Source organism: Achromobacter sp. FW305-C-13 (assembly GCF_058783475.1).
Genome location: NZ_JBYSYN010000004.1, coordinates 850491 through 873967, shown reverse-complemented (window position 1 = coordinate 873967; position 23477 = coordinate 850491). Strand labels below are relative to the sequence as shown.

Sequence of the window (23477 nt, the reverse complement as noted above, 5' to 3'; positions counted from 1 at the left end):
ACGCCAACTTGGCGGCTCAGCAGGATGTGTTCACGCGTTTGCGGCATCGGGCCGTCAGCGGCCGAAACCACCAGGATCGCGCCGTCCATTTGCGCGGCGCCCGTGATCATGTTCTTCACATAGTCAGCGTGGCCCGGGCAGTCAACGTGCGCGTAGTGACGCGCTTCCGTTTCGTACTCGACGTGGGCGGTGTTGATCGTGATGCCGCGAGCCTTTTCTTCAGGAGTCGCATCGATCTGGTCGTAGCCCTTGGCTTCGCCACCGAACTTGTTCGACAGAACGGTCGTGATAGCTGCCGTCAACGTCGTTTTGCCGTGGTCAACGTGACCAATCGTACCCACGTTCACGTGCGGCTTGGTACGTTCAAACTTGCCTTTTGCCATGGCTGACTCCTGACCTGGATTGCGCTTCAGACTGAAGAAAAGAACTTGGAAATTTGTGGTGCCCATGGCGCGGATCGAACGCGCGACCTCTCCCTTACCAAGGGAGTGCTCTACCACTGAGCCACATGGGCATTTAAAAATCTTGGAGCGGGTGAAGGGAATCGAACCCTCGTCGTAAGCTTGGAAGGCTTCTGCTCTACCATTGAGCTACACCCGCGGCATACCCATCACCTTCTCTTTCCCAAACCTTTCAAAATCAAGGCCTGGGGAACCTTACAACCTTCTTTGCGAAGGTCGCCCAGTTCCCTAGGCCTAATTTTAAAATCCAGGCAGACATCGCCTGGATTCAGAGTTGGGTCTCTGGTGGAGGAGATTGGATTCGAACCAATGTAGGCGCAAGGCCAACAGATTTACAGTCTGCCCCCTTTAACCACTCGGGCACCCCTCCAGCGGAGAACTTGAGATTATGAACACTTTCGAATCCGGTGTCAAACCCTTCGGATGAAAATATTCAAAACTTTCGTTCAACCACACGCGTTTCCGCGCAGAGGGGGCGAAGCTTACAGGTTTCCGCGAATTGATGCACGCAAAAGTTGTGAATAGTCGTCGGCCGTGAAAATAATGGGGTTGGTTCCCCCTGAGGGATCCTCGCTGGCCATGCGCCCTACCCGCTCGGCCTGGCCCTCGTCGATGCCGATTTCGGCCAGGGTATGGGGAATGCCCACGGTCTCGCGCAGATGCAGCACCCAGTCCAGGACCGCCCCGGGGCCCGTGGCGGGCAAATCCAGGTAACGGGCCAGCGCCTCGAGCCGGGGTGCCACCGCGTGCTGGTTGGCTTTCAGCACATACGGCATCAGGATCGCGTTCAGCATGCCGTGATGCGCGTCGTACAGCGCACCCAGCGGATGCGCCAGCGCGTGCATAGCGCCTAACCCGCGCTGGAAGGCCGTGGCGCCCATGCTTGAAGCCACGAGCATCTGCTGACGGGCTTGCAGGTCGCTGCCATCGGCCACGGCTTGCGGCAGGTATTCCTTGACGAGGCGCATGCCTTCGATGGCGATGCCGGCTGCCATCGGATGAAAGAACGGTGAACAGTAGGCTTCCAGGTTGTGCGACAGCGCGTCCATGCCGGTTGCCGCAGTGATCTTCGGCGGCAGCCCCACCGTCAGCTCCGGGTCCAGGATGACGATGGCCGGCAGCATGCGCGCATGGAAGATGATGCGCTTGACCTGTGCGGCCTCGTCCGTGATGACCGATGCGCGGCCCACTTCGGACCCCGTACCCGCCGTGGTTGGGACCGCGACCACGGGCGCCATGCCGGCCACGTTTACGCGCTGATAGTTGTCGCCGATATCCTCGAAGTCCCACAGCGGCCGCTTCTGGCCCGCCATCAGCGCAATCGCCTTGGCTGCGTCCAGCGCCGAGCCGCCACCGAAAGCGATGACGCCGTCATGCCTGCCCTGCTTGTACGCCGCCACGCCATCTTCGACATTGCGGCCCGTCGGGTTGCCCTTGACCTCGTGGAAGAGGCCGCACTCCAGGCCTGCCTGGCGGCAGGCGCGCACGGCGTCGCTCACCATCGGCAATGCGGCAAGGCCGGGATCCGTGACAAGCAAGGGCCGCCGCATACCGAGTTCGGCGCACCAATCGGCAAGCTCCTTGACGCGGCCGGGGCCCGCCTTGATGGCGGTGGGAAAGTTCCAGTTGACGCTTGGCACAGTCATGATTCGATTCCTGAAGGCGTCGGGTCAGACGCTGCGAAGATGAAAAGATTTGGCTTGCGTGAGCGGTTCGTAGCCAACGACCGACAAGGACACGCCGCGCCCCGTGTTCTTGACACCCGTCCAGGCGAGCGCGGGGTCCAGGTAGTCGCAACGGTTCATGAAGAAGGTGCCTGTGCGCACTTGCCGGCCCAGCGCCAAGGCGGTGTCTTCGTCCTGCGTGAAGACCGCGGCCGTCAGTCCGTAGGGGCTGTCGTTCATCAACGCGACGGCCTCATCGTCAGTGTCGACCGGCATGATGCCGACGACCGGACCGAAGCATTCGTCGTTCATGATTCGCATGCGATGGTTTACTCGCGTCAGCAATGCGGGCGCGACGTAAGGCGAGCCTTCACTCGCAATATCGAAATGTGAAGGATCAATCAGGTTTTGGGCGCCGGCTGCTGCGGCTTCGGCGATGACTTCTCGGATATCCGCGGCCGCGCGCGCACGAACGACGGGACCTAACGTCGTATCGGCGTGCAGCGGATTGCCCAGTACGTAACCGTTCGTCAGGGCGACGGCGCGTTCGACGAACTCGTCGTACAGCGGCCGTGCGACGTAGATGCGTTGGATGCCGCAGCAGGATTGGCCCGAATTGAAGAAGGCGCCGTCGACCAGGGTGTCGACCGCGTGGTCCAGCTTGGCGTCGGCTCGCACATAGGCCGGATCGTTGCCGCCCAGCTCCAGGCCTACACCGATAAAGCGCCCCGCCGCGCTTTCCTCGACGATGCGCCCGCCGCGCACCGATCCGGTAAATGACACGTAGCCGATCTCGGGTGCGCGGATCAGCCGCTGGACAGTGTCGTGGTTGGCATGCAGGTACTGGAACACGCCTTTGGGCGCACCGGCGTCGCGGAATGCGCGTTCGATCAGCTCGGCGCACAAGGGGGTCTGGTCGGAGTGCTTCAGGATGACGGTGTTGCCTGCCATCAAGGCCGGGACGATGCTGTTCACGGCCGTCAACAGCGGGTAGTTCCACGGCGCGACGGTCAGGGCAACGCCGATGGGTTCACGGCTGATGAAGCGGGTGAAGCCCGCCTGGTCGGGCACGCGGATGGGCGCCAGCGCCGCGTCGGCGATCGAGATCATATGGCGCGCACGCGCTTCAAAGCCAGCGACTTCGCCCGGCGTGTAGCGCAAGGGGCGTCCCATCTGGATCGTGATGGCCCGCGCGATCTCGTCCTTGGCCGCGACGAAACGGTCGACCGCCGCCGACACGATGCGCCCCCGTTCGCCCACGCCCAGCGCCTGCCAGGCGGCTTGCGCGGATTGGGCCTGGGCCAGTGCCTGGGCGATCTGCGCTTCGCTGGCATAGGCGCGGCGCACGACCTCGCGCCCGTCGATGGGACTGATGGTGATGAGTTCCTGGGTCATGGTGGCCCTATGCAAGCAGTTGGACGGAATCAGATGATTTCGAAATAACGCGCCAGCTCCCAGTCGGTCACGTGGCGCCGGAACTGGCGTTCTTCCCACTCGCGGGTCGCGGCGTAGTGCTCCACGAACGGGTCGCCGAACAGGTGGCGGGCCGCCTCGGATTCGCGCAGACGCTGCGCGGCCTCCCATAAGGTCGTGGGCAGGTGCAGGTGTGCTGGAAATTTCTGGGTGTAGGCGTTGCCTTGCACCATGGGTTCGGGTTTGAGCCCTTGCTCGATGCCGTACAGGCCCGAAGCCAGCGCGGCCGACAGCGCCAGGTAGGGATTGGCGTCTGCGGAGCCGATGCGCACTTCGACGCGCTGCGATTTGTCGCTGCCCGGGATGAGGCGCAGCGCGGTGGTGCGGTTTTCCATGCCCCAGGTGGCGTCCAGCGGCGCCCAATAGCCGGGCACCAGACGCGAGTAGCTGTTGATCGTCTGCGCGTACAGCGCCATGAACTCGGGCAGGTAGCGCTGCACGCCCGCCATGAAGGACGTCTGCGCCGCGCTCATGCCATGCGGTTGGGATTCGTCATAGAACGCCGAACGGCCGCTTTTCTTCTCGCGCAGCGACAGGTGGATATGGCCGCTTTGGCCAGGATGGTCGTGCGACCATTTGGCCATGAAGGTGGCCATCAGCCCGTTTTGCTGCGCCAACGCCTTGGTGAAGGTCTTGAAGAGGAAAGCCTTGTCGCCGGCGGCGGCCGCCTGGTCCACCGCGATGGCCGCTTCCAGCACGCCCGGCCCCGTTTCGGTATGCAGGCCTTCAATGGGCATGTCCATGCGTTCGCACATGTCCAGCAGCTTGCGGTAGAAGTCGCCCTCGACCGTGCTGCGCAGCATGGAATAGCCGAAGTTGCCCGGCGTCCAGTTTTCCATGTTGCGATAGTTTTTCGCGCGCACCGAATGCGGCGTTTCGCGGAACATGAAGAACTCGTACTCCAGCGCCGCGTAGACGTCGTAGCCCATGCCTGCGGCCCGGTCCAGCGTGCGGTGCAGCAGCCGGCGCGGACAGATGGCACCCGCGTCGCCCTCGAATTCCGCCAGGAACAGCAGCATGTCTTCGCCGCCGGGCCCCTGTTCAAGCGGCAGCCGGCGCCCGGTCTGCGGCACGATGCGCAACTTGGCGTCGGGGTAGGCGGTGTGCCAGCCGGTGTACTTGGTGTTGTCGTAGAGCTGGTCATCGAGGTCCCAGCCGAACACCACGTCGCAGAACGCCAGGCCGGAGCGCAGCGCGCCCAGGAACTTGTCGCGTCGCAGGTACTTGCCCAGCATGACGCCGTCGATGTCGGACAAGCCCACCTTGATATGCGAGAGCGGGCTGGCTTGCACCAGCCGCTCTGCGTCTTCCACCGTTGCTACCCCTAGTGCATGCATGCTCGTTCACCTTTGTGGCTGAAGCGTTGCGTTGACCTGCGGGCGGGCGGCGCGGCGTTCAGGTCATGGCCGCCCCCAGCACCCGCATCGCCTGGCGATGCAGCTGCGGCGTGGCGGCCGCGACGACGCGGCCCTGGGATTCGAGGCTGAGCGGCTGCCCCGACCAATCGGTTATGACGCCGCCCGCGCCTTCGATCACGGGCATCAGCGCCAGGTAGTCATAGGGCTGCAGGCCGGCCTCGACCACCAGGTCGACGTGGCCGCTGGCCAGCAGTCCGTAGCTGTAGCAATCGCCCCCGTAGCGGCGCATGCGCGCTGCATCCGTCAAGGCGTCGAAGGCGGCCAGCTCGGCGCCTTCGAAGATGTCCGGCGACGTGGCGTACAGGATGGCGTTGCGAAGCTCGGTACAGGCGCTGGCCTGGCAGATCTCGCCGTTCAGCCGTGCCGGGGAATCGGCCGCGCCGATCCAGCGTTCCTGCAGCATGGGGATATCGATCAGGCCCAGTACGGGCCGGCCCCGGTGAAGCAGCGCCAGCAAGGTGCCCCACAAGGGGTTGCCCGAAATGAACGCGCGCGTGCCGTCGATGGGGTCCAGCGACCAGACGAGTTCGGCCTCGGTGTGCAAGGCGCCGAACTCTTCACCGAAGATGCCGTGCTGGGGGTAGTGCTGCGCGATGGCCTCGCGCAGCGCGGCCTCGACTTCGCGGTCGGCCTGCGTGACGGGGCTTTCGTCCGCCTTGGTATCGATGGACAGCGGGTGCCGGAACCACTTGCGTGACAAGGGCCGGACGCGGTCCGCGAGGGTTTGCGCGAACGAGGAATATTCGGCCAATTGCTGCGCCGGCAGCGCGGCGGAGGTTTGCATCACAGTGCTCCCAGGGGTTTTTCCAGTCTAGACACGTTGCCCCAAATTTGCAAATATACCTAAAACTGCAACCTGACCCTTATCCAGGAAGGTCGCCGTCCGCATCAGTAGCTCACACCGTTGCCGTGTATTCCCACCGGAGTTCCATCATGCAATGTATGAAGAAGCTTAGCGTTGTGGTTGCAGTAATTTCCCTAAGTTATGCACAGGCTGCCCAGGCCGGGCCCATCACGGTCTACACCGCGCTGGAGGAAGACGAGATCGCGGCGTACCTGAAGGCGGCCAACGCGGCCATGCCGGACGTGAAGGTCAACGTGCTGCGCCTGTCCACCGGCGACCTGGGCGCCCGGCTGATTGCCGAGGCCGCGAACCCGCAGCAGGATGTGATCTGGGGCTTTGCCGTCAGCAACATGCTGGACCCGCGCCTGCAGAACCTGCTGGAGCCCTATGCGGCCAAGGGCATCGACGCCCTGCCCGCCCAGTACAAGGGCGCGGACAACAAGTGGTTCGCCGCCACCGGCTACGTCGCCGCCTTCTGTGTGAACACCGACCGGCTGAAATCCAAGAACCTGTCCATGCCCACGTCGTGGGAAGACCTGGCCAACCCCGCCTACAAGGGCGAGATCGTCATTCCGAGCCCCGCCGCCTCGGGCACGGGTTACCTGCAGATCGTCGCGCTGCTGCAGGGCCTGGGCAAAGAAAAAGGGTGGGCGCTGCTGAAGGACCTGGACAAGAACGTGGCGCAGTACACGCCATCGGGGTCCCGCCCCTGCAAGATGGCGCGCGCCGGCGAATACGCGATTGGCGTCTCGTTCGCCTTCCCCGCCATGCAGTCGATCGAGGAAGGCTACCCCGTCAAGATGGTGATCCCCAAGCAATGGGTGGGGTACGAGCTTGAGGCCTCGGGCCTGATGAAGACGGCCAAGAACCCCGCGGACGCCAAGCGCTTCCTGGATTGGACGCTGTCGGCGCAGGCGGGGGGCCTCTACAGCAAATACAAGGAACTGGTCACCCTGCCCGGCGCCGCCCCCAACAAGGCGGCCGAGGCTGCGGGTCTGCCCAAGGACCTGACCGCCGTGCTGTATCCGGTGGACTTCCAGAAGTCCGCGGCCGAGCGCGACGCCACGATCAAGACCTGGCAAGACACCATCAAGCGTTGAGGCTGGCGCGGCGGGCCAGGCCCGTCGTTCCAGCGTCCGGGAGACGCCATGTATCTGGAACTGCGCGGGATACGGAAAACCTTCGACGCGTCGGTGGCGCTGGAGGACATCGACCTGTCGGTCGGCGAACACGAATTCGTCTGCCTGCTTGGCCCCAGCGGTTGCGGCAAGACGACCTTGCTGCGCATCGTGGCGGGCCTGTTGCCTTTCGACCGCGGCACCATCACCCTGGGCGGGCGCGACCTGAGCGGATTGCCAGCCCGCAAGCGCGGATTTGGCATCGTGTTCCAGTCGTACTCGCTGTTTCCCAACATGACGGTGGCCGAGAACGTGGGCTATGGCCTGCGCATCCGGGGCGAGCCGCGCGACCGCATTGCTGCGCGCGTGGCCGAACTGCTGACGCTGATCAAGCTGCCCGACTATGCGTCGCGCTATCCGCATCAGCTGTCCGGCGGGCAGCAGCAGCGCGTGGCGCTGGCGCGCGCGCTGGCCGTGGACCCGGCGCTGATCCTGCTGGACGAACCGTTGTCGGCGTTGGATGCACGCGTACGCACCGATATGCGCGCCGAAATCCATGAGGTGCAGCGCCGGCTGAAGATCCCCACGATCATGGTCACGCACGACCAGGAGGAAGCGCTGACACTGGCCGACAAGATCGTTTGCATGAACGATGGGCGGATCGAACAGGTGGGATCGCCGTCCGACCTGTACCTGCGGCCCCGCACGCGCTTCGTGGCCAACTTCGTGGGCTTGAGCAATCTGCTGCCCACCGATTGGGTGCGCGACGCCATGCCCCATCTGATGGCGACACGCCCCGAAGGCGCCAGCGAACGCTATGAAGCCTGCCTGCGCCCGGAAAACCTGCGCATCGCTGCCGACGCGCAAGGGGCGGGGCGCGTGCAGGACATGACCTTCATGGGCAATCTGACGCGCTTGCGTATCGCGTGGCTGGGACGCGAGCTGGTAGTGGAACAGCACGGCGCGGCAGGCCTGTCGCGCGGCGCGCCAGTGCGCCTGGACATGGAACCCGGGCAATGCGCCTGGGTCAGCGTATGAGCGGCGCGCGTAGGGCCTGCCGATGAGCACGCTGGACGCGGGCGCGGCCGTGGCGGCGCCGGCCGGGCGCGCCCCCTGGTCGGCCGACCGGATGCTGCTGTGGACCTGCGTGGCGATTCCGCTGGCGGGCCTGGCGCTGTTCTTCCTGTACCCCTTGGCCACCGTGGCGTGGCGCAGCCTCGTGGAAAAGGACGGTTCGATCGGGCTGGGCAACTATGCCGAAGTGTTCGCCACCCGCGGCATCCTGACCGCCACCGTCAACAGCCTCGCGATGAGCGCCGCGACCACCGCCGTCAGCATCTTGCTGGGATTCGCCATCGCCTATGGCCTGGACCGCAGTTGCATGCGCGGCAAGGCGATCGTGCGGTTGGCGCTGGTGCTGCCGTTGCTGGCGCCGTCGCTGGTGCAAGGCCTGGGGCTGATCTTCATCCTGGGGCGCAACGGGCTGGTGCACCGGTGGACGGGCTGGGAGATCGACATCTACGGCTTCTGGGGGCTGCTGATCTCGAACGTGTTCTACGCCCTGCCCCAGGCCGTGCTGATCCTGCAGGCCGCGTTGCGCAACATGGACGCCCGCTACTACGACGCGGCCGAAGTCATGGGCGCCTCCGGCACGCGGCAGTTCTTCGACATCACCCTGCCCAACTGCAAGTTCGGCCTGCTGAGCGCCGCGTTCGTGGTGTTCGTCATCACCATCACCGACTTCGGCAACGCGGCGGTGATCGGCGGCAATTACCGCGTGCTGGCCACGGAGATCTACAGCCAGGTGTCTGGCCAGATGAATTTCGGGATGGGCTCGGTGGTGGGCATCCTGCTGCTCTTGCCGTCGTTGATTTCGGTGCAGATCGAACGCGTGGCCTCGCAGCGCCAGTTCGGATCGGCATCGCCCAGCGGCCTGCGGGTGGCGCCCCAGCCTCTGCGGGCGCGCGATGCGGCGTTCGGCATTGGGGTGCTGCTGGCCTGCGGCACGATCATCCTGACGGTGGCGACCGTGGTGTTCGCCAGCTTCATGCGCCTGTGGCCGTACCGCATGGAATGGACGCTCAAGCACTACGACATCACCGTCAGCGGCGGCTACACACCCCTGTGGACTTCGCTGTACCTGTCGCTGGCCGCGGCCGGCGGCGGCGTGCTGCTGCTGTTCTTCCTGTGTTTTGGCGTGTGCCGCATCGGACGGGGCTGGGCCAAGATCGTATATCTGCTTTCCGTGCTGCCTGTCGGGGTGCCGGGCCTGGTGCTGGGGCTGTCCTACATCTTCGCGTTCAATGCGCCCGGCACGCCCTTATATGCGCTGTACGGCAGCGCGGCGCTGATCGCCCTGTGCAACTTCTACCACTATCACACGCAAGGGTTCCTGACGATGATGACGGGGATGCGCGCGGTGCCGCAAGCCCTGGAGGAAGCCGTGAGCTGCCTGGGCGGAGGCACGGTGCAGGTGCTGCGCGATGCGGTCCTGCCGCTGATCGCGCCCACCGTGCTGGGCGTGTTCTTCTTCCTGTTCATGCGGTCGATGGTGACGCTGTCGGCGGTGATATTCCTGGTGACGCCCACCGTCAGCGTGGCGCCGGTATCGGTGCTGCGGTTGGACGAGGCCGGGTTCGTTTCGCAGGCCGCGGCGTATTCCACGCTTATCATGCTGGTCGTTGGAGGCTCTCTGCTGGCCATGCGCGCGTTGATCGCCGGTGCGGCGCGGCGGCGGAGATAGATTAGGAAGCATCGGATATGTGGCAAGAAGAGCGGTATCAGAGAATCCGCGCCCTGCTGTCGTCATTGCAGCAGGTATCGACCGACCGCATCGTCGGCGAACTCGGTGTGTCGCGCGAGACCGTCAGGCGCGATCTGCTTGAGCTGGAGGCGATGGGCGAATTGCGCCGCGTGCACGGCGGCGCCGTGCCGGTACATAGCGAACCGCCGATCGCCGAGCGCGTGCACACGCGCGTCAAATACAAGCGCGCCATCGCGCGCGCGGCGGCCGGCCTCGTGTCCAGCGGACAGACCCTGTTCCTGGATGCGGGCAGCACCACCAGCGTGCTGGCAGACGAACTGGCCAAGCTGTCCGGCCTGACCATCATCACGAATTCGTTCGATGTCGCGCTGAAAGTGGGTGCAGCGGGCAATGGCGCCAACCAGCTGATCATGCTGGGCGGCGCGGTGGGCGGCCCGGTCTGCGCCACCGCTGGCGACATCACCATCGCTGAGATCCACCGCTACCGCGCCGACCTGGCGTTGCTGTCGCCAGTCGGCGTGGATGCGGAGTGCGGCGCCACCAATTACGACCTGCGCGAGGCCGAAGTCGCGCGCGCGATGACGGCCAACGCCAAGCAGCTGGTACTGTTGGCCGACTTCAGCAAGATCGGCCTGTGCAGTCGCGTGTCGTTTTGCGGCGCGGACCGCATCGGCCATCTGGTGACCAACACCAGCGCGCAGAAGTCTCCCGCCTTTGCGGCCCTGAAGAGCGCCGTCGGCAACGTGCTGGCGGTGTAGGCCGGCGCCCCCGCCCGGCCGGCCGGGACGTATCAGTCGAGCGACACCCCTGCGGTCTTCACCATGTCCGCCCAGTACACCGTGTCTTCCTGCAGGCGCGCCCTGAACGCGTCGGGCTGGCTGCCCACCGGCCAGCTGCCGCCGCTGTTGATCTTGGCGATCACATTGGGCGACTTCATGGCCTGGGCCACGGCCTGCGCCAGGTAGGCGACGCGCTCGGGCGGCGTGCCGGCGGGCGCGAACAGGCCATACCAGTCGTCGGCGGTGATGCCATCCAGGCCGCTTTGCTTGAGCGTGGGCGCGCCCTTGAAGACGCCGATGCTGTTTTCATGGCTCAGGGCCAGGATGCGCAGCTTGCCCGCCGTCACCATCGGTTCGGCCGATGCGGGAGAGGTGATCAGCATATCCACCGTGCCGCCCATCAGATCGGTAATGGCCGGCGCGGCGCCGCGGTACGGCACGTGCACCAGATTCACGCCCGCCTTTTTCGACACCAGCGCGCCCATCAGATGGCTCATGGTGCCGTTGCCGGGCGTGGCGTAGGTGACGATGCCGGGCTGCTTGCGCGCGGCCTCCAGATAGTCGCCCAGCGTCTTGTACGGGCTTTCCGTCCGCGCCACCAGCACGAGCGGCGCGGACGTGATTTGCGAGATCGGCGTGAAGTCCTTGACCGGATCAAAGCCCACGTTCTTGTACAGGCGCGGATTGACGGCCATGACGCTGGTCTGCGACATCACGAGGGTATAGCCGTCCGGCTTGGCGCGCGACACCTGCGCGGTGCCGACGTTGCCGCCCGCCCCCGAGCGGTTCTCCACCACGACGCTCTGGCCGACGATGGCGCCCAGTTCCTGCGCGATCAGCCGCGCCACCCCATCGTTGCCGCCCCCGGGCGGGAACGGCGAGACCACGGTGATGGCCTGTTTGGGATAGTCGGCCGGCGCCTTCAACGTCTGGGCGCTGGCGCTCCCCATCAAACCGGCAATAGCCAGGGCGGCCGTCCCGCAAGCGTGCAATGCATGGTGCTTCATCTGGATTTCCCCTTGTGTCGGCGGCCGGATACTCGGCCGTCCTTTGCATTCCGGTTCGCCATGAACCGTCCGCACCCCGTCGGCACGTGTCGCCGGGGCGTATTGATCGGGTTGATGCGTTTGTCATCGCGCCACACGGCCTCTGCGGGCCGCGGTGGCGCTTGCGCCCTTGATGGGCGGGGTCAATGCGCGGCGTCAGCCGGCCGGAAAGCGGTAGCCCGCCAGTTCACGTTCGTCGATCTGCTTGACCAGATTGGTCTCCCAGGACAGGTACTGCCGGGCAGCCGCCTTGTTGCCGTCGTGGCGGTCATGCACGAAGAAGAGGTAATCGATGCACTCGCTGTCGGCCGGCACGGCGGGCGTGGATTCCAGGGGGATGCCCGCTGCCGACCAACTGGCGGGCGTGCCCGTGTTGACCTGGATATCCGTCACGCCCTGCGCACGCAGGTCTTCGGCAGCCCACGCGGCCACGGCGGCCTCTTCGGCCAGCAGGATGACGGGGCGGGTGGAATCCAGGTCCAGGCGGTCCAGGCGCGGGCGAATCGACCACGCAGCGCCCGTGATGTGGCTGGCGCGATAGCGCATGCCCGGGCGCAGGTCGACGGCCTGCGCGCCTTGCGCCAACGCGGCGGCCAGCCCGGCATCGGACAGCGCCGGGATCGCGGGTGTGTGCGCAGCCGTCACGTCGTTCGTCAACGCGGCGCGCACGCCCTCTTGCAGCACGCACGCGTCCCAGCCCATTTGCCGCAGCCAGCTGGCGACCACGGGCGCGCGCACGCCTTCGGCGTCGAACACGACGATGCGGGCGCCACGCACGGCCAGGTATTGGTCGGTGGCCTGCACCAGTTGACCGCCCGGCGTGTGCTGCGCGCCGGGCAAGGAGCCCGCGGCGTATTCTTCGGCGCTGCGCACATCGCACAGGAAGGTGCTGCGCGATCCATCCTGCAACCAGGCCTGCACGGTGCCGGCGTCAACCACCGGCACGCCGTGGCGTTCGCCCAGTTGCGCCGAGCGGGCGGCCAGCGCCGGCAACTCGTCGGCCGCGACGCCGTCGTCATAGCGGCGGCGCGCGCCGTGCTCCAGTTGCAGGTCTTCCAGGTACCAGCCTTGCGTGCCGTTTTCCAGCGCGTAGACGGGGTTGGGCACGCCCAGGTTGATCAGGGTCTGCGCGCCGATGATGCTGCGCGTGCGGCCCGCGCAGTTGATGACGATCGTGGTGTTGGGGTCCTTGGCCAGCGTGTGGGCGCGCAGCGCCAGTTCGCCGTTCGGGCAGCAGATGCCGCCGGGAATGCTCATCTTCTGGTATTCGGCGTAGGGCCGGCCGTCCAGGACGATCAGATCGTCGCCGCGCCGCTGGCGTTCTGCGAGTTCGCGGGCGCCGATGCGCGGCGTGTGGAAAACTTCTTCGGCCAATTCGCCGAAGGTCTTGCTAGGCACGTTCACGCCGGCAAACGCGGCGTAGCCGTCCTGCTGCCACTGGGCGATGCCGCCAGCCAGGCGATGCACGTGGCGATAGCCCAGCGCTGCCAATGCGCGGGCGGCGCGTTCGGCGGTGGTGTCGCCGCCGCCGTTGTCGTACACCACCACGCGTACGTCGCGTCGCGGCGCCAGGCGCACGATGTCGATCTCAAGCCGGCTATAGGGCACAGGCGCGGCATAGAACAGGTGCGCCTCGCCGTATTGGCCGTGTTCGCGCACATCCAGCAAGGCGATCTCGCGGCCGTCGTGCAGCCATTGCTTGAGCGTGTGCGAGTCGACGTCTGCGGCGGAAGGGGCGGAATGGGGATGCATCATGAAATCCGGAGAGAACGGGGGGATTGGGTAAGTGCGGACAAGCCTTGTTCAAGGTCGCCGATCAGGTCTTCGGGATCTTCCAGGCCGATATGCAAGCGCAGCATGGCGCCGCGCGGGGTCGGGTCCGGCAGCGAGCGCGTGTTCAGCTGCACCGGAATCACCAGGCTTTCGAAGCCGCCCCACGACGCGCCGATGCCGAACAGGCGCAGACTGTCGATCAGCCGCTCGGCATCCGCCGCGTCGAACGCGTCAGCCAGCTCGACCGTCAACAGGCCATTGGCGCCCGTGCAATCGCGCTGCCAGCGTGCGTGCGACGGATCGCCGGGCAAGGCGGGGCACAGAACACGGGCAATCTCGGGACGGCCCTGCAGCCATTGCGCTACCCGCAACGCATGGCAGGCGTGCTGCGCCATGCGCAGCGGCAACGAACGCATGCCGCGCAGTACCAGGAATGCGTCGTCGGCCCCGACCGTCTGGCCAAAATCGATGGAAGCGCGTTCCAGTGCCCGCCAGGCGCGGCGGTTGACGACGGCGGCGCCCATCATCACATCGGCATGGCCGCCCAGGTATTTGGTTGCCGCCAGCAGGGAGATATCGGCGCCCAAGGTCAGCGGTTTGTATATCAAACCCGACGCCCACGTGTTATCCACAGCCAGCCAGCAATCGTGTTTTTTCGCAGCTGTGGATAACTCGGTGAGGTCCGGCATGTCGTACGTCAGCGACCCGGGCGACTCCGCATAGATCATGCGGGTGTTGGGCCGAATCAGGGCTTCGATGCCGGCGCCGTCGGGCCGGTAGAACGTGTATTCGATTCCCATCCGCGTCAGATGCTCGACGCAAAAGCGGCGTACCGGTTCATACACGGCATCGGTCACCAGAACATGGTCGCCGGTCCGCAGATACGCCAGCAGCACTGTCGCGATGGCGGCCTGGCCGGTGGGATAAAGCGCCGCGCGATAGCCCTGTTCCAGCTCGACCAGCGCATCTTCGAGCGCATGCGTGCTGTCGGTGCCGCGCGCGCCGTAGGACGGCAGACGTTCCTGTTCGCGGCGTTCCCGCGTGTCGCGCCAAGCGGCGACGCTGTCGAAGACATAGGTGCTGGCGCGCGTGACGGGGGTGTTCACCCATCCTTGATGGGGACGCCCTGCGCGCAGCAAACGCGTTGCGGACCGGTAGGGCTTGTTCATGTTCAGCGGCGGGTCTTCACGCCGATCGGCATGATCTTGCAGGTGCCGGCTTCCAGGTCGAAGCCCAGGCGTTCGTTCAGCGTTTCCAGCGCGCGGCCATACATGTGCAGGTGACGGATGACGCTGTCGCCCTGGATCTCGACGGCGTGGATGTCGTCGGGCATCAAGGCGATGCCGGCGCCAGGGCCGACCACGACCGTGCCCGTCTTCGCCAGGCGGCCCACGCCCGGCACCGAACCGTCGTCGGTGCGGTCATAGACGTAGTTGTATTCCACGCCTTCCACGGCAGCGATACAGGCCCAGGTCGTGTGGTTATGCGGCACGATCTTGTTGCCGGGACGCATGACGTTCAGATAGAGGGCATAGCTCTTGTCGTCGTCTTCGGCGATCAGGTAGCGCGCCTGGCGCTCGCCGTCTTCCGGAGCGGCGTATCGATCGCCCGCCCACCAGTCGGTGTGGCTGGCCAAGCTCACGAGCTCTTGCAGCACCTCATCCAGGCTGTCGCGGTTCAGCCCCTTATTTCCTACAGTTTTTTTAATATTTCCGATGGCGGCATCAATGCCGGCCTGATGGGGATGTGCAGTGCTCACCTTGTCTTTTCCTCTTGTTTCATGAGTTATTGCACTTACTGTATCGCCCGCATCCCGCGCCAACAATTTAAATTGCCTTAACATTCCATTAGCAACGCTAATACTTTAGAGCCCGCCATGCGCAATCTGGATCTGGATCTTCTTCGCACGCTGACGGCCATCGCCCAGCACGACACCTTTTCCGAAGCCGCCAACCGGCTGCACAAGACACAGTCGGCCATCACGCAGCAGATGCAGCGGCTGGAATCCACCATCGGCCTGCCTCTCTTCGAAAAACAGGGGCGCAACAAGGTGCTGTCGTCGCACGGGCGCCGGCTGGTGGAGTACGCGCGCCACATGCTGGCCATCAACGACGAGGCGCTGCGCGCCCTGCAGGACGGGCCGCTTGAGGGGGACCTGCGACTCGGTGCGCCGCTGGACGTAGCGGACACCATCCTGCCTACCCTGCTGACGCACATCGCGCGCTCAGCGCCGCGCGTGAAGCTGGAGATCCGCGTGGACCGCAGCCCGTTCCTGATGGATGCGTTGCGCGCCGGTGAAATCGACCTGACGATCTCCACGCGTTTCGACCAGGACTTTGAAGGCGTGGCGCTGCGCACCTCCCCCACCGTCTGGCTGGCCTCTGCCGACTACGTGCATGACGTGCACGCGCCGGTGCCGCTGGTGCTGGCCGACGAGCCCAGCATCTTCCGCCGGCTGGCCCTGAACGCGTTGGAGCAGGCGCGCGTGCGGTGGCACACCAACTATGTGGCGCCGAATCTGGTGGGGATCAAAGCCGCGCTGCGCGCCGGGCTGGGCGTGACGGCCCGCAGCGTGGAACTACTGGGGCCGGAAATGCGGGTGCTGGGGGAAAAGGAAGGGCTGCCGCCCTTGCCGGACGTGACCTACTTCCTGTGGATAAGGCGTGATCTGATCAATCCACTGACGCGGCAGGTCTACGACATGCTGCGGGCAAACCTCGGCCTGGCGCAGCAAGGCGACGCGGCAAGCGCGCCGCCGCGCGATCAGTAGCGGTCGAAGATCGCCTGCAGGGCAGCCGGATCACGCGTGACGGACAGGCCCAGCATCAGCAGGATGCGCGCCTTTTGCGGATTCAGGTCGCCTGCGGCGATGAAGCCCAGGCTGGCGTCGTCCAGTTCCACGTCGCGGGCCACGAATCCGCTGCCCGTGCGGCTGGCGCGCACGACGGCCGTGCCGTCGGTGACCGCCCGACTCAGGGCGTCGATGCCCAGATCGGTGGCGTTGCCGTCGCCCACCCCGGCCAGCACGATGCCGTCAGCCACGTCGGCCAGGAAATCGACCAGGTCCGCCTGCAGGTTGGCATGGGCGTAGACGACATCCACGCGCGGCCAGCCGGCCTTCTCCAATAATGCGAGTGAAAACTCGCTTTGTGTGGTGTGCGTGGTGGTGTTGCGCGAATAGAAGCACGGCGCGCCGCCATGCATGACGCCGGCGCGGCCGCGATTGGGCGATGCGAAGGCGCACAGGCCCGCGCTGGCGATCTTCTGGATCTCGCGTGCGTAATGCACGTCTTCGTTCATGACGACGAGCGGCCCGCGGCCGCGCGCGTCGGGATGGCGCGCCAGCGCCACCGCGTTGTACAGGTTGGCCGGGCCTTCGGCGCCCAGCGCCGTGGCCGGACGCATCGCGCCCACCAGCACGACGGGTTTGTCGTGCTGAATCACCAGGCTCAGGAAGTACGCGGTTTCCTCAAGCGTATCCGTGCCGTGAGTGATGACGATGCCGGCCACCGAGGCGTCCTGGCACAGCGTGTCCACGCGTTCGGCCAGCGTGCGCCAGACGTCGTGCGTCATGTTCTGGCTGCCGACGTTGGCCACCTGCTCGGCGCGGATCTCGGCAATGCCGGCCAGCTGCGGTACCGCCGCCAACAGATCGTTGACGGAGAACGAACCGGCCTTGTAGCCCGCCGAGGTCGCGTCCGCCTGCGCACCTGCAATGGTGCCGCCAGTGGCCAGCACCGCGACGACCGGCAGCGCGTGCTCAGGCATCCACGACTCCGGACAGGCCTTGGCGTTCCAGCAGCGAATTCAGGTGTTCCCAGCCGTGGAAGTCGATGACGATCTGGCCCTTTTCCTTGGCGCCCACTTTCAGGGCGACCCGCGTGCCCAGGTGATCGGACAGGGCCTCTTCCAGGCGCGTCAGGTCGCGCGAGACGCCGTTGGCCTTCTTGCGGGGCGATGCCGCCGATTCGGTTTCCTTGGCGGTCTTGGCGACAAGCTTTTCGGCCTCGCGCACCGACAGGCGGCGCGCGATGATCTGGTTGGCCAGCTGGATCTGCGTGGCGGCATCGACCGCCAGCAATGCGCGGGCATGGCCCATGTCGACGTCGCCGGCCAGCAGCATCGTCTGCACCGGCGCCGCCAGGTTCAGCAGGCGCAGCAGGTTGCTGGTGGCGGAACGCGAGCGGCCGATCGCTTGCGCGGCCTGCTCGTGCGTCAGGCCAAATTCGTCCAGCAGGCGGCGCACGCCGTGCGCCTCTTCCAGCGGGTTCAGGTCTTCACGCTGGATGTTTTCGATCAGCGCCATGACGGCCGCGTTTTCGTCGGCCACGTCGCGCACAAGCACCGGCACTTCCTTCAAGCCGGCCAGCTGGGCGGCGCGAAAGCGTCGTTCGCCTGCGATGATCTCGTAATTGCCGGGCGCGGTTTCGCCCAGCGCGCGCACAAGAATGGGTTGCATGATGCCTTGCGTGCGGATCGACTCGGCCAGCTCACCCAAGGCGCCCTCGTCCATGCGCGTGCGCGGCTGATACTTGCCGGCGCGCATCTTCGAGATGGGCAAGGTGGATGGCGGACCCTCGGGCTTGGCCGCGACGGCCTTGCCGATGTTGTCGATCGCCGGCGCGTCTGCGCCCAGCAAGGCGTCCAGTCCGCGACCCAATCCCTTGGGTTTCTTGGTGGCCATAGTTAAATCCTCTTTCCTTCTGTTTTTGTATCCCGAGCCAGGCTCAGGCGTCCGTCTGCTCGGCGGGCAGACGGTACCAATACGCGTAACAGTCTTTGAAACCGTAGCGGCCATACAGGGCCCGCGCGGCTGTATTCTCCGGCTCGACCTGCAGGTACGCCGTCCTGGCGCCGCCGGCGGCGCCTTCGGTCAATAGGTAATCCACCAGGGCATCGGCGTAGCCTTTACGCCGTTGCCCCGGATCGGTGACGATGTCGAACAGGCCCACGAGGTCATCGTCGCGGACGGCCAGGCCCGCGGCAACACACTGACCCGCCGCGTCCAATGCGAGCACCGGCAGCTTATCCACAGCCAGTCCTTGCAGACGCGCTTGATGTTCCCCGATATGCCCGGGCGCCGAGCCACGCATGGCCCCGACCGCCTGCGCGAAGCGCCCGGTGTCGACTTTCCTGAAATGCAGGCCGCCCCGGACGCTGGGCCTGGGGGCGAGCGACATGCTCATGACTCGGGTCTCACCGGTAAAGGTATAGCCGCGGGCCTCCAGTTCGGCGTCCAGCGAAAAATCTGGGCCGATGGAGGTAATGCGCAGCACCATGGGCAAGCCATGGCGCGCATACAACGAAGAACAATACGCCAGCCGCTCGTCCAGCGGACGTGTGGATAACCCCAGCACATTGACGCTGCGCACACGCTTGGCTTCTGAATGCGCAAAGCGCACCAGCCAACCATCATAGAGCACCTGCGCGCCGACCGCCGTCGCGTTCAGCGCGGCCTCTTCCAGCCGCGCGCGCAGGCTGTCGCGCACGTCGGCAGGCGGCGTGCGGGAGACATGCGTTGCGGTCGGGGAAAAGAGCGCTGCGACAGACATGGCAAGGCTTACTTCAGATCTTTCCTGACGCGCTCGATCATTTCGGCGCCGAACGAGATATAGGCCTGCGCGCCGCGTGACGCTCGGTCATACACGACACCCGGCATGCCGTAACTGGGTGCTTCGGCAAGGCGCACGTTGCGCGGCACGACGGTCTTGAAGACCTTGTCGCCGAAGTGAGCCTCGAGCTGTGCGGACACTTGCTGTTGCAACGTCATGCGCGGGTCGAACATCACACGCAGCAAACCGATGACGCGCAGGTCGTCATTGATGTTGCGATGGACGCGCTTGATGGTGTTGACGAGATCGGACAAGCCTTCCAGCGCGAAGTATTCGCACTGCATCGGGATGATGACGCCGTGGGCGGCGGCCAGTCCGTTGAGCGTCAGCAAGGACAGCGTCGGCGGGCAATCGATCAGCACGAAATCGTATTGGCCGGCAACGGTGTCCAGCGCGGCCTTCAACTGGCGTTCGCGCTCGTCCATTTGCACAAGATCGATCTCGGCGCCGGACAGCTCGCGGTTGGCGGGCAGGACGTCATAGCCGCCGGATTCCGACTTCACGCGGGCCTGCTCGATGGTGGCCTCGCCGATCAGCACCTGGTACAGGTTCGATTCCAGCGCATTCTTGTCGATGCCGCTACCCATCGTGGCGTTGCCTTGAGGGTCGAGGTCCACCAGCAGCACGCGCTGATTGTGCGTGGCAAGGCCCGCCGCCAGATTGATGGCGGTCGTCGTCTTGCCCACACCACCCTTTTGGTTGGCGATGCAGAAGACGCGGGCGGTTGTGCTGGGGGGTAAGTTCTTCATAGGGTTCCTTGACTGCGTCCTTCACCGCGCTCTTCGCCGCGGCGCATCCAGATCAGGCAGCGTTCTGCTTGCAGCTCCGGTACCCGGAGCGGCTGAATATGGTCGACTTGCCATTCCCCGCGCGCATGCAGCGCCTGAATCTCTTCATCGGGGACCTTGCCCTTCATGGCGACGAGGGTACCATCGATGCGCACGTGGCGACCCGCGAGCTGCGCAAAATCGTCCAGCGACGCGAAGGCTCGGGAAGTGACGATGTTGCACTCGGCCGGCTCCAGCGTTTCGATGCGCGCATGGCGCGCTTGCAGGTTGGGCAAAGCCAGCGCGCCACTCATCTGGCGCACGAATGCGGTTTTCTTTTCAACGGCGTCGATGCACGTCACCGACCACATGGGCCGCATGATCGCGAGAACGACGCCAGGCAGGCCGCCACCCGATCCGACGTCGTAGACCTTGGCAGGGGCGCCAGCGGCGCCCAGCGCCTCGCTGAACGGCCCCACGGCGGCCAGGCTGTCGAACAGATGCTGGATCAGCATCTGCTGGGGATCGCGGATGGCGGTGAGGTTGTAGGTCCGGTTCCAGCGCTGCATCTGGGACAGGTAGTTCAGCAGCTTGTCGTGCGCGGCGGCATCGGCAGGCAGCCCCAGCTGCTCGCATGCGCGAGAGAGGCGGCCGGCCATGTCAGCGCCGGCCTGATCGATACGGGCGGTCATGCGGCTTGCTTGCGCGAGCCGTAGTGCAGGCGCTTGAGGTGGATCAGCAGCAACGAGATTGCAGCGGGGGTCACGCCGGAGATGCGTGCGGCCTGGCCGACGGTCTCCGGGCGATGCGTCTTCAACTTCTGGCGCACTTCAAACGACAGGCTGGTCACGGCGTCGTAGTCCACATCCGCGGGGATGGGCTGTTGCTCGTGCGAAATCTGCTTTTGGACTTCGTCCTGCTGGCGCGCGATATAGCCGGCGTACTTCACCTGGATCTCGACCTGCTCGGCCAAGACCTCGTCTTCCACCACGCCCGGGCCGGCCAGCAGCGAGCCGTCGGCATTACGCGTGGCCATCAATGCTTCATAGGAAACATTCGGGCGTTTCAGCAGGTCAGCTAGTGAGTACTCACGTTCAATTGCCTTGCCCAGCAGCGGTTCCGCAATCTCGGCGGGCAGGATCCGCGGATTGACCCACGAAGACTTCAGGCGTTCGACTTCCGCCGCCACCGCGTCGCGCTTGCGGTTGAACGCGTCCCAGCGTGCGTCGTCGACGATGCCCAGCTGGCGGCCGATTTCGGTCAGGCGCAGGTCGGCATTGTCTTCGCGCAGGCTCAGGCGGTATTCGGCGCGCGAGGTGAACATGCGATAGGGCTCGGTCACGCCGCGGGTGACCAGGTCGTCGACCAGCACGCCCAGATAGGCTTCGTCGCGACGCGGCGTCCAGGGATCGCGGCCCAGCGACTGCAGCGCGGCGTTGACGCCAGCCAGCAAGCCTTGAGCGGCGGCTTCTTCGTATCCCGTCGTGCCGTTGATCTGGCCGGCAAAGAACAGGCCGGCAATCGCCTTGGTTTCGAGCGTGCTCCTCAATCCACGTGGATCGAAGTAGTCGTACTCGATGGCATAGCCCGGGCGCATGATGTGCGCGTTTTCCAAGCCACGCAGGGAATGGATCAAGTCCAGCTGCACATCGAAAGGCAAGCTGGTCGACACGCCGTTGGGATAGACCTCGTGCGTATCCAGGCCTTCCGGTTCCAGGAACACCTGATGGGATTCCTTATCGGCAAAGCGATGGATCTTGTCTTCGATGGACGGGCAGTAGCGCGGCCCCACCCCTTCGATGACGCCGCTGTACATCGGCGAGCGGTCCAGGCCGCCGCGGATGATGTCGTGCGTGCGGGCGTTGGTGTGCGTGATCCAGCACGGCAACTGGCGGGGGTGCATGGCCACGTTACCCATGTACGAAAACACGGGGATGGGATCGAGATCGCCGGGCTGCTCTTCCAGAATGCTGTAGTTGATCGAGCGTCCGTCGATGCGCGGCGGGGTGCCCGTCTTCAGGCGGCCCTGCGGAAGCTTCAGTTCCTTCAGGCGCTGCCCCAGCGATATCGCCGGAGGATCGCCGGCGCGGCCACCCGAATAATTCTGCAAGCCCACGTGGATCAAGCCATTCAGGAACGTGCCGGCGGTCAGCACCACCGTCCGGGCACGAAACTTCAGGCCTACCTGGGTTACCGCGCCAACGACGCGGTCGCCTTCCACCATCAGATCTTCGACCGCTTGCTGGAACAGCCACAAGTTTGGCTGATTCTCGAGGCGGCCCCGGATCGCCTGACGGTAAAGCACGCGGTCGGCTTGAGCGCGGGTAGCGCGAACCGCCGGGCCTTTCGAACCGTTCAGGATACGGAACTGAATCCCGGCTTCGTCCGTTGCCAAAGCCATTGCGCCACCCAGCGCGTCGACTTCTTTGACAAGGTGGCCCTTGCCGATCCCACCGATGGAGGGATTGCAAGACATTTGGCCAAGGGTCTCGATGTTGTGCGTCAGCAGCAGCGTCTTGGCGCCAGCGCGGGCCGCAGCCAGTGCCGCTTCAGTGCCGGCGTGGCCGCCACCGACGACGATGACATCGAATTCGCGGGGATAGTCCATGATGGGGAGGGGAGATAAGAGAGCGTTCGGTGCTCATTATAGAGGCAGGGGTGGCATGTTTCACGTGAAACATGGATAGGGGTGCGGATGACCTTCCTGCCCTGCCCGCTTCGCGTCGGAATTTGGCAACGAAGGTCCAGGGTACGGGGCGAATATGTCGGCATCTGCCGGTGTTTTTGCTTGTCATGTTTCACGTGGAACAGGCTGGGGCGTGGAGTCGTCTCGTGGCCATTCTCTGCGCCTCACCGCTTCTGGGCATGCACATGTTTCACGTGGAACATCCTGCGCCTGAGTTCTACCCCCTTGAGCGGCAGAGCAGGGATCCACAAGCGCCCTCCTCCGAACACGACGCGAATATCGGAATCTGCCGACTATTCAGTGCGAATCCGATCAGCGGCACATGGTGTGGTCGATGGCCAAATAGATCGTCGCAAACGGCGAGGTTTACCCCTTACGGCATGTTCCAGGTTAAACGTCGCACCTTTTTCATCGGCCAGCCCCCTAAACTCGATCCGCCTGGAACGGTTGATCCCGGGCCATCCGTACCGGGCTAGGTGCCTGCCAGGAGCAAATGTTCCACGTGGAACTCCCTGTGGCAGCTACGATTGCAAACGAAGCGCGAACCCATCCCCGTGTGTACCGGCGATATGTTCCACGTGAAACACTGCGCAAATCCGCCAGGGGGACCTGCATCCCTCTCTTACGAGCATGACGAGTAATGTTTCACGTGGAACATTGGCATGGCCTGATAGTGCCCTATGGTGCACGCATCAGATGTTTCACGTGAAACATCCCATCAGAACCCCGCGACTCTGGAATTCGCCCGCCTCGAAGCGACCGTTACTCCACGTTCGAGCATGGTGTTCCACGTGAAACATCCGGCTTAAATTGCCATCCAGCAGAAGTGCCGACGATCTAGACACGGCGGGGCATGTTCCACGTGGAACATCGAGGCAGGGAAATCACCGCTCGAGCGTCGGTGCAATCCGTAAACTTCCGCAGCCTGGCACCCTGTTCCACGTGAAACATGTCCTGCATGTCGTTCGTGAAACACGCTAAGGGTTCGCCTTCAGCACGTTCCACGTGAAACACACCAAATTTAGGGACACGGATGTCGAGTCTCGTGGCCAGAAATCTGTGCCCCTCTCTT

Annotated in this window: 20 protein-coding genes and 3 tRNA genes; 5 read left to right on the top strand and 18 right to left on the bottom strand. The window is 65.0% G+C overall.

What is annotated here, in order from left to right; translation table 11 throughout:
- The 8 genes from AC3WMU_RS27640 to hisN form a co-directional block, all read right to left on the bottom strand.
- On the bottom strand, window positions 1-383 hold a 383-nt coding region (locus AC3WMU_RS27640), incomplete at its 3' end, for a GTP-binding protein (protein WP_492283260.1).
- 56 nt (window positions 384-439) lie between these two features.
- Window positions 440-514 (bottom strand) — tRNA-Thr (locus tag AC3WMU_RS27635).
- A gap of 12 nt (window positions 515-526) precedes the next feature.
- A tRNA-Gly gene (locus AC3WMU_RS27630) sits at window positions 527-600 on the bottom strand.
- 144 nt (window positions 601-744) lie between these two features.
- Window positions 745-831: transfer RNA gene (locus AC3WMU_RS27625), tRNA-Tyr, on the bottom strand.
- A 112-nt stretch (window positions 832-943) separates the two neighbouring features.
- Window positions 944-2107, bottom strand: coding sequence for an iron-containing alcohol dehydrogenase (locus AC3WMU_RS27620; RefSeq protein WP_280027039.1), 1164 nt, complete (start codon window positions 2105-2107; stop codon window positions 944-946).
- A 24-nt stretch (window positions 2108-2131) separates the two neighbouring features.
- Window positions 2132-3520 (bottom strand): aldehyde dehydrogenase family protein, encoded by a 1389-nt coding sequence (locus AC3WMU_RS27615; RefSeq protein ID WP_424624664.1) that lies wholly within the window; start codon window positions 3518-3520, stop codon window positions 2132-2134.
- Window positions 3521-3549: 29 nt separating this feature from the next.
- Window positions 3550-4935, bottom strand: a complete 1386-nt coding sequence (locus tag AC3WMU_RS27610) for a glutamine synthetase family protein (RefSeq protein ID WP_424624665.1) — start codon at window positions 4933-4935, stop codon at window positions 3550-3552.
- Between the two features lie 58 nt (window positions 4936-4993).
- Window positions 4994-5800 (bottom strand): histidinol-phosphatase, encoded by an 807-nt coding sequence (gene hisN / locus AC3WMU_RS27605; protein WP_006227966.1) that lies wholly within the window; start codon window positions 5798-5800, stop codon window positions 4994-4996.
- A gap of 149 nt (window positions 5801-5949) precedes the next feature.
- Between hisN and AC3WMU_RS27600 the strand changes: the two genes are divergently transcribed.
- Genes AC3WMU_RS27600 through AC3WMU_RS27585 form a run of 4 tightly spaced genes read left to right on the top strand, consistent with a single transcriptional unit; the run spans window position 5950 to window position 10500 of the window.
- Complete coding sequence (locus tag AC3WMU_RS27600; RefSeq protein WP_424624666.1) at window positions 5950-6960, top strand: ABC transporter substrate-binding protein; 1011 nt, start codon at window positions 5950-5952, stop codon at window positions 6958-6960.
- A 48-nt stretch (window positions 6961-7008) separates the two neighbouring features.
- Window positions 7009-8016, top strand: a complete 1008-nt coding sequence (locus tag AC3WMU_RS27595; RefSeq protein ID WP_006227964.1) for an ABC transporter ATP-binding protein — start codon at window positions 7009-7011, stop codon at window positions 8014-8016.
- A 22-nt stretch (window positions 8017-8038) separates the two neighbouring features.
- Entirely contained in the window at window positions 8039-9721 is a 1683-nt protein-coding gene (locus AC3WMU_RS27590) for an ABC transporter permease subunit (protein WP_424624667.1), read from the top strand.
- A gap of 17 nt (window positions 9722-9738) precedes the next feature.
- Window positions 9739-10500, top strand: a complete 762-nt coding sequence (locus AC3WMU_RS27585) for a DeoR/GlpR family DNA-binding transcription regulator (protein WP_006227962.1) — start codon at window positions 9739-9741, stop codon at window positions 10498-10500.
- A gap of 32 nt (window positions 10501-10532) precedes the next feature.
- Here the strand turns inward: AC3WMU_RS27585 and AC3WMU_RS27580 are convergent, their stop codons facing one another.
- From AC3WMU_RS27580 to AC3WMU_RS27565, 4 genes are all read right to left on the bottom strand, one after another.
- Window positions 10533-11528 (bottom strand): Bug family tripartite tricarboxylate transporter substrate binding protein, encoded by a 996-nt coding sequence (locus tag AC3WMU_RS27580; protein WP_006227961.1) that lies wholly within the window; start codon window positions 11526-11528, stop codon window positions 10533-10535.
- A gap of 195 nt (window positions 11529-11723) precedes the next feature.
- Window positions 11724-13322, bottom strand: a complete 1599-nt coding sequence (locus AC3WMU_RS27575) for a rhodanese-like domain-containing protein (RefSeq protein ID WP_006227960.1) — start codon at window positions 13320-13322, stop codon at window positions 11724-11726.
- A complete protein-coding gene (gene metC, locus AC3WMU_RS27570; RefSeq protein WP_006227959.1) occupies window positions 13319-14509 on the bottom strand; it encodes a cystathionine beta-lyase in 1191 nt (396 codons plus the stop codon). Before metC ends, AC3WMU_RS27575 begins: the two co-directional genes overlap by 4 nt.
- A 2-nt stretch (window positions 14510-14511) precedes the next feature.
- Complete coding sequence (locus AC3WMU_RS27565) at window positions 14512-15099, bottom strand: cysteine dioxygenase family protein (protein WP_006227958.1); 588 nt, start codon at window positions 15097-15099, stop codon at window positions 14512-14514.
- Between the two features lie 117 nt (window positions 15100-15216).
- Here AC3WMU_RS27565 and AC3WMU_RS27560 point away from each other — a divergent pair, with 117 nt between their 5' ends.
- Window positions 15217-16110 carry a LysR substrate-binding domain-containing protein gene (locus AC3WMU_RS27560; protein ID WP_006227957.1) on the top strand — a complete coding sequence of 298 codons (894 nt, stop codon included), beginning with the start codon at window positions 15217-15219 and terminating at the stop codon, window positions 16108-16110.
- On the opposite strand, the gene AC3WMU_RS27555 is transcribed toward AC3WMU_RS27560, so the two are convergent.
- Genes AC3WMU_RS27555 through mnmG form a run of 6 tightly spaced genes read right to left on the bottom strand, consistent with a single transcriptional unit; the run spans window position 16104 to window position 22327 of the window.
- Entirely contained in the window at window positions 16104-17108 is a 1005-nt protein-coding gene (locus AC3WMU_RS27555) for an asparaginase (protein ID WP_492283254.1), read from the bottom strand. The genes AC3WMU_RS27560 and AC3WMU_RS27555 overlap by 7 nt on opposite strands.
- On the bottom strand, window positions 17101-18024 hold the full coding sequence (locus AC3WMU_RS27550) for a ParB/RepB/Spo0J family partition protein (protein WP_006227955.1): 924 nt from the start codon (window positions 18022-18024) through the stop codon (window positions 17101-17103). The genes AC3WMU_RS27555 and AC3WMU_RS27550 overlap by 8 nt, the downstream gene beginning before the upstream one ends.
- A gap of 43 nt (window positions 18025-18067) precedes the next feature.
- Entirely contained in the window at window positions 18068-18892 is an 825-nt protein-coding gene (locus tag AC3WMU_RS27545; RefSeq protein WP_492283253.1) for a GNAT family N-acetyltransferase, read from the bottom strand.
- Window positions 18893-18900: 8 nt separating this feature from the next.
- Window positions 18901-19701: a ParA family protein gene (locus AC3WMU_RS27540; protein WP_006227953.1), complete on the bottom strand. Its 801-nt coding sequence runs from the start codon at window positions 19699-19701 to the stop codon at window positions 18901-18903.
- On the bottom strand, window positions 19698-20411 hold the full coding sequence (gene rsmG / locus AC3WMU_RS27535; RefSeq protein ID WP_006227952.1) for a 16S rRNA (guanine(527)-N(7))-methyltransferase RsmG: 714 nt from the start codon (window positions 20409-20411) through the stop codon (window positions 19698-19700). Before rsmG ends, AC3WMU_RS27540 begins: the two co-directional genes overlap by 4 nt.
- Window positions 20408-22327 carry a tRNA uridine-5-carboxymethylaminomethyl(34) synthesis enzyme MnmG gene (gene mnmG / locus AC3WMU_RS27530; protein WP_424624818.1) on the bottom strand — a complete coding sequence of 640 codons (1920 nt, stop codon included), beginning with the start codon at window positions 22325-22327 and terminating at the stop codon, window positions 20408-20410. Before mnmG ends, rsmG begins: the two co-directional genes overlap by 4 nt.
- Window positions 22328-23477: the final 1150 nt, after the last annotated feature.

Excerpts from the sequence above, each read along its gene's own strand:
- AC3WMU_RS27620 (WP_280027039.1), bottom strand. The coding sequence starts at position 2,107 with ATGACTGTGCCAAGCGTCAACTGGAACTTTCCCACCGCCATCAAGGCG.
- AC3WMU_RS27615 (WP_424624664.1), bottom strand. The coding sequence starts at position 3,520 with ATGACCCAGGAACTCATCACCATCAGTCCCATCGACGGGCGCGAGGTC.
- AC3WMU_RS27610 (WP_424624665.1), bottom strand. The coding sequence starts at position 4,935 with ATGCATGCACTAGGGGTAGCAACGGTGGAAGACGCAGAGCGGCTGGTG.
- hisN (WP_006227966.1), bottom strand. The coding sequence starts at position 5,800 with ATGCAAACCTCCGCCGCGCTGCCGGCGCAGCAATTGGCCGAATATTCC.
- AC3WMU_RS27600 (WP_424624666.1), top strand. The coding sequence starts at position 5,950 with ATGCAATGTATGAAGAAGCTTAGCGTTGTGGTTGCAGTAATTTCCCTA.
- AC3WMU_RS27595 (WP_006227964.1), top strand. The coding sequence starts at position 7,009 with ATGTATCTGGAACTGCGCGGGATACGGAAAACCTTCGACGCGTCGGTG.
- AC3WMU_RS27590 (WP_424624667.1), top strand. The coding sequence starts at position 8,039 with ATGAGCACGCTGGACGCGGGCGCGGCCGTGGCGGCGCCGGCCGGGCGC.
- AC3WMU_RS27585 (WP_006227962.1), top strand. The coding sequence starts at position 9,739 with ATGTGGCAAGAAGAGCGGTATCAGAGAATCCGCGCCCTGCTGTCGTCA.
- AC3WMU_RS27580 (WP_006227961.1), bottom strand. The coding sequence starts at position 11,528 with ATGAAGCACCATGCATTGCACGCTTGCGGGACGGCCGCCCTGGCTATT.
- AC3WMU_RS27575 (WP_006227960.1), bottom strand. The coding sequence starts at position 13,322 with ATGATGCATCCCCATTCCGCCCCTTCCGCCGCAGACGTCGACTCGCAC.
- metC (WP_006227959.1), bottom strand. The coding sequence starts at position 14,509 with ATGAACAAGCCCTACCGGTCCGCAACGCGTTTGCTGCGCGCAGGGCGT.
- AC3WMU_RS27560 (WP_006227957.1), top strand. The coding sequence starts at position 15,217 with ATGCGCAATCTGGATCTGGATCTTCTTCGCACGCTGACGGCCATCGCC.
- AC3WMU_RS27555 (WP_492283254.1), bottom strand. The coding sequence starts at position 17,108 with ATGCCTGAGCACGCGCTGCCGGTCGTCGCGGTGCTGGCCACTGGCGGC.
- AC3WMU_RS27550 (WP_006227955.1), bottom strand. The coding sequence starts at position 18,024 with ATGGCCACCAAGAAACCCAAGGGATTGGGTCGCGGACTGGACGCCTTG.
- AC3WMU_RS27545 (WP_492283253.1), bottom strand. The coding sequence starts at position 18,892 with ATGTCTGTCGCAGCGCTCTTTTCCCCGACCGCAACGCATGTCTCCCGC.
- AC3WMU_RS27540 (WP_006227953.1), bottom strand. The coding sequence starts at position 19,701 with ATGAAGAACTTACCCCCCAGCACAACCGCCCGCGTCTTCTGCATCGCC.
- rsmG (WP_006227952.1), bottom strand. The coding sequence starts at position 20,411 with ATGACCGCCCGTATCGATCAGGCCGGCGCTGACATGGCCGGCCGCCTC.
- mnmG (WP_424624818.1), bottom strand. The coding sequence starts at position 22,327 with ATGGACTATCCCCGCGAATTCGATGTCATCGTCGTCGGTGGCGGCCAC.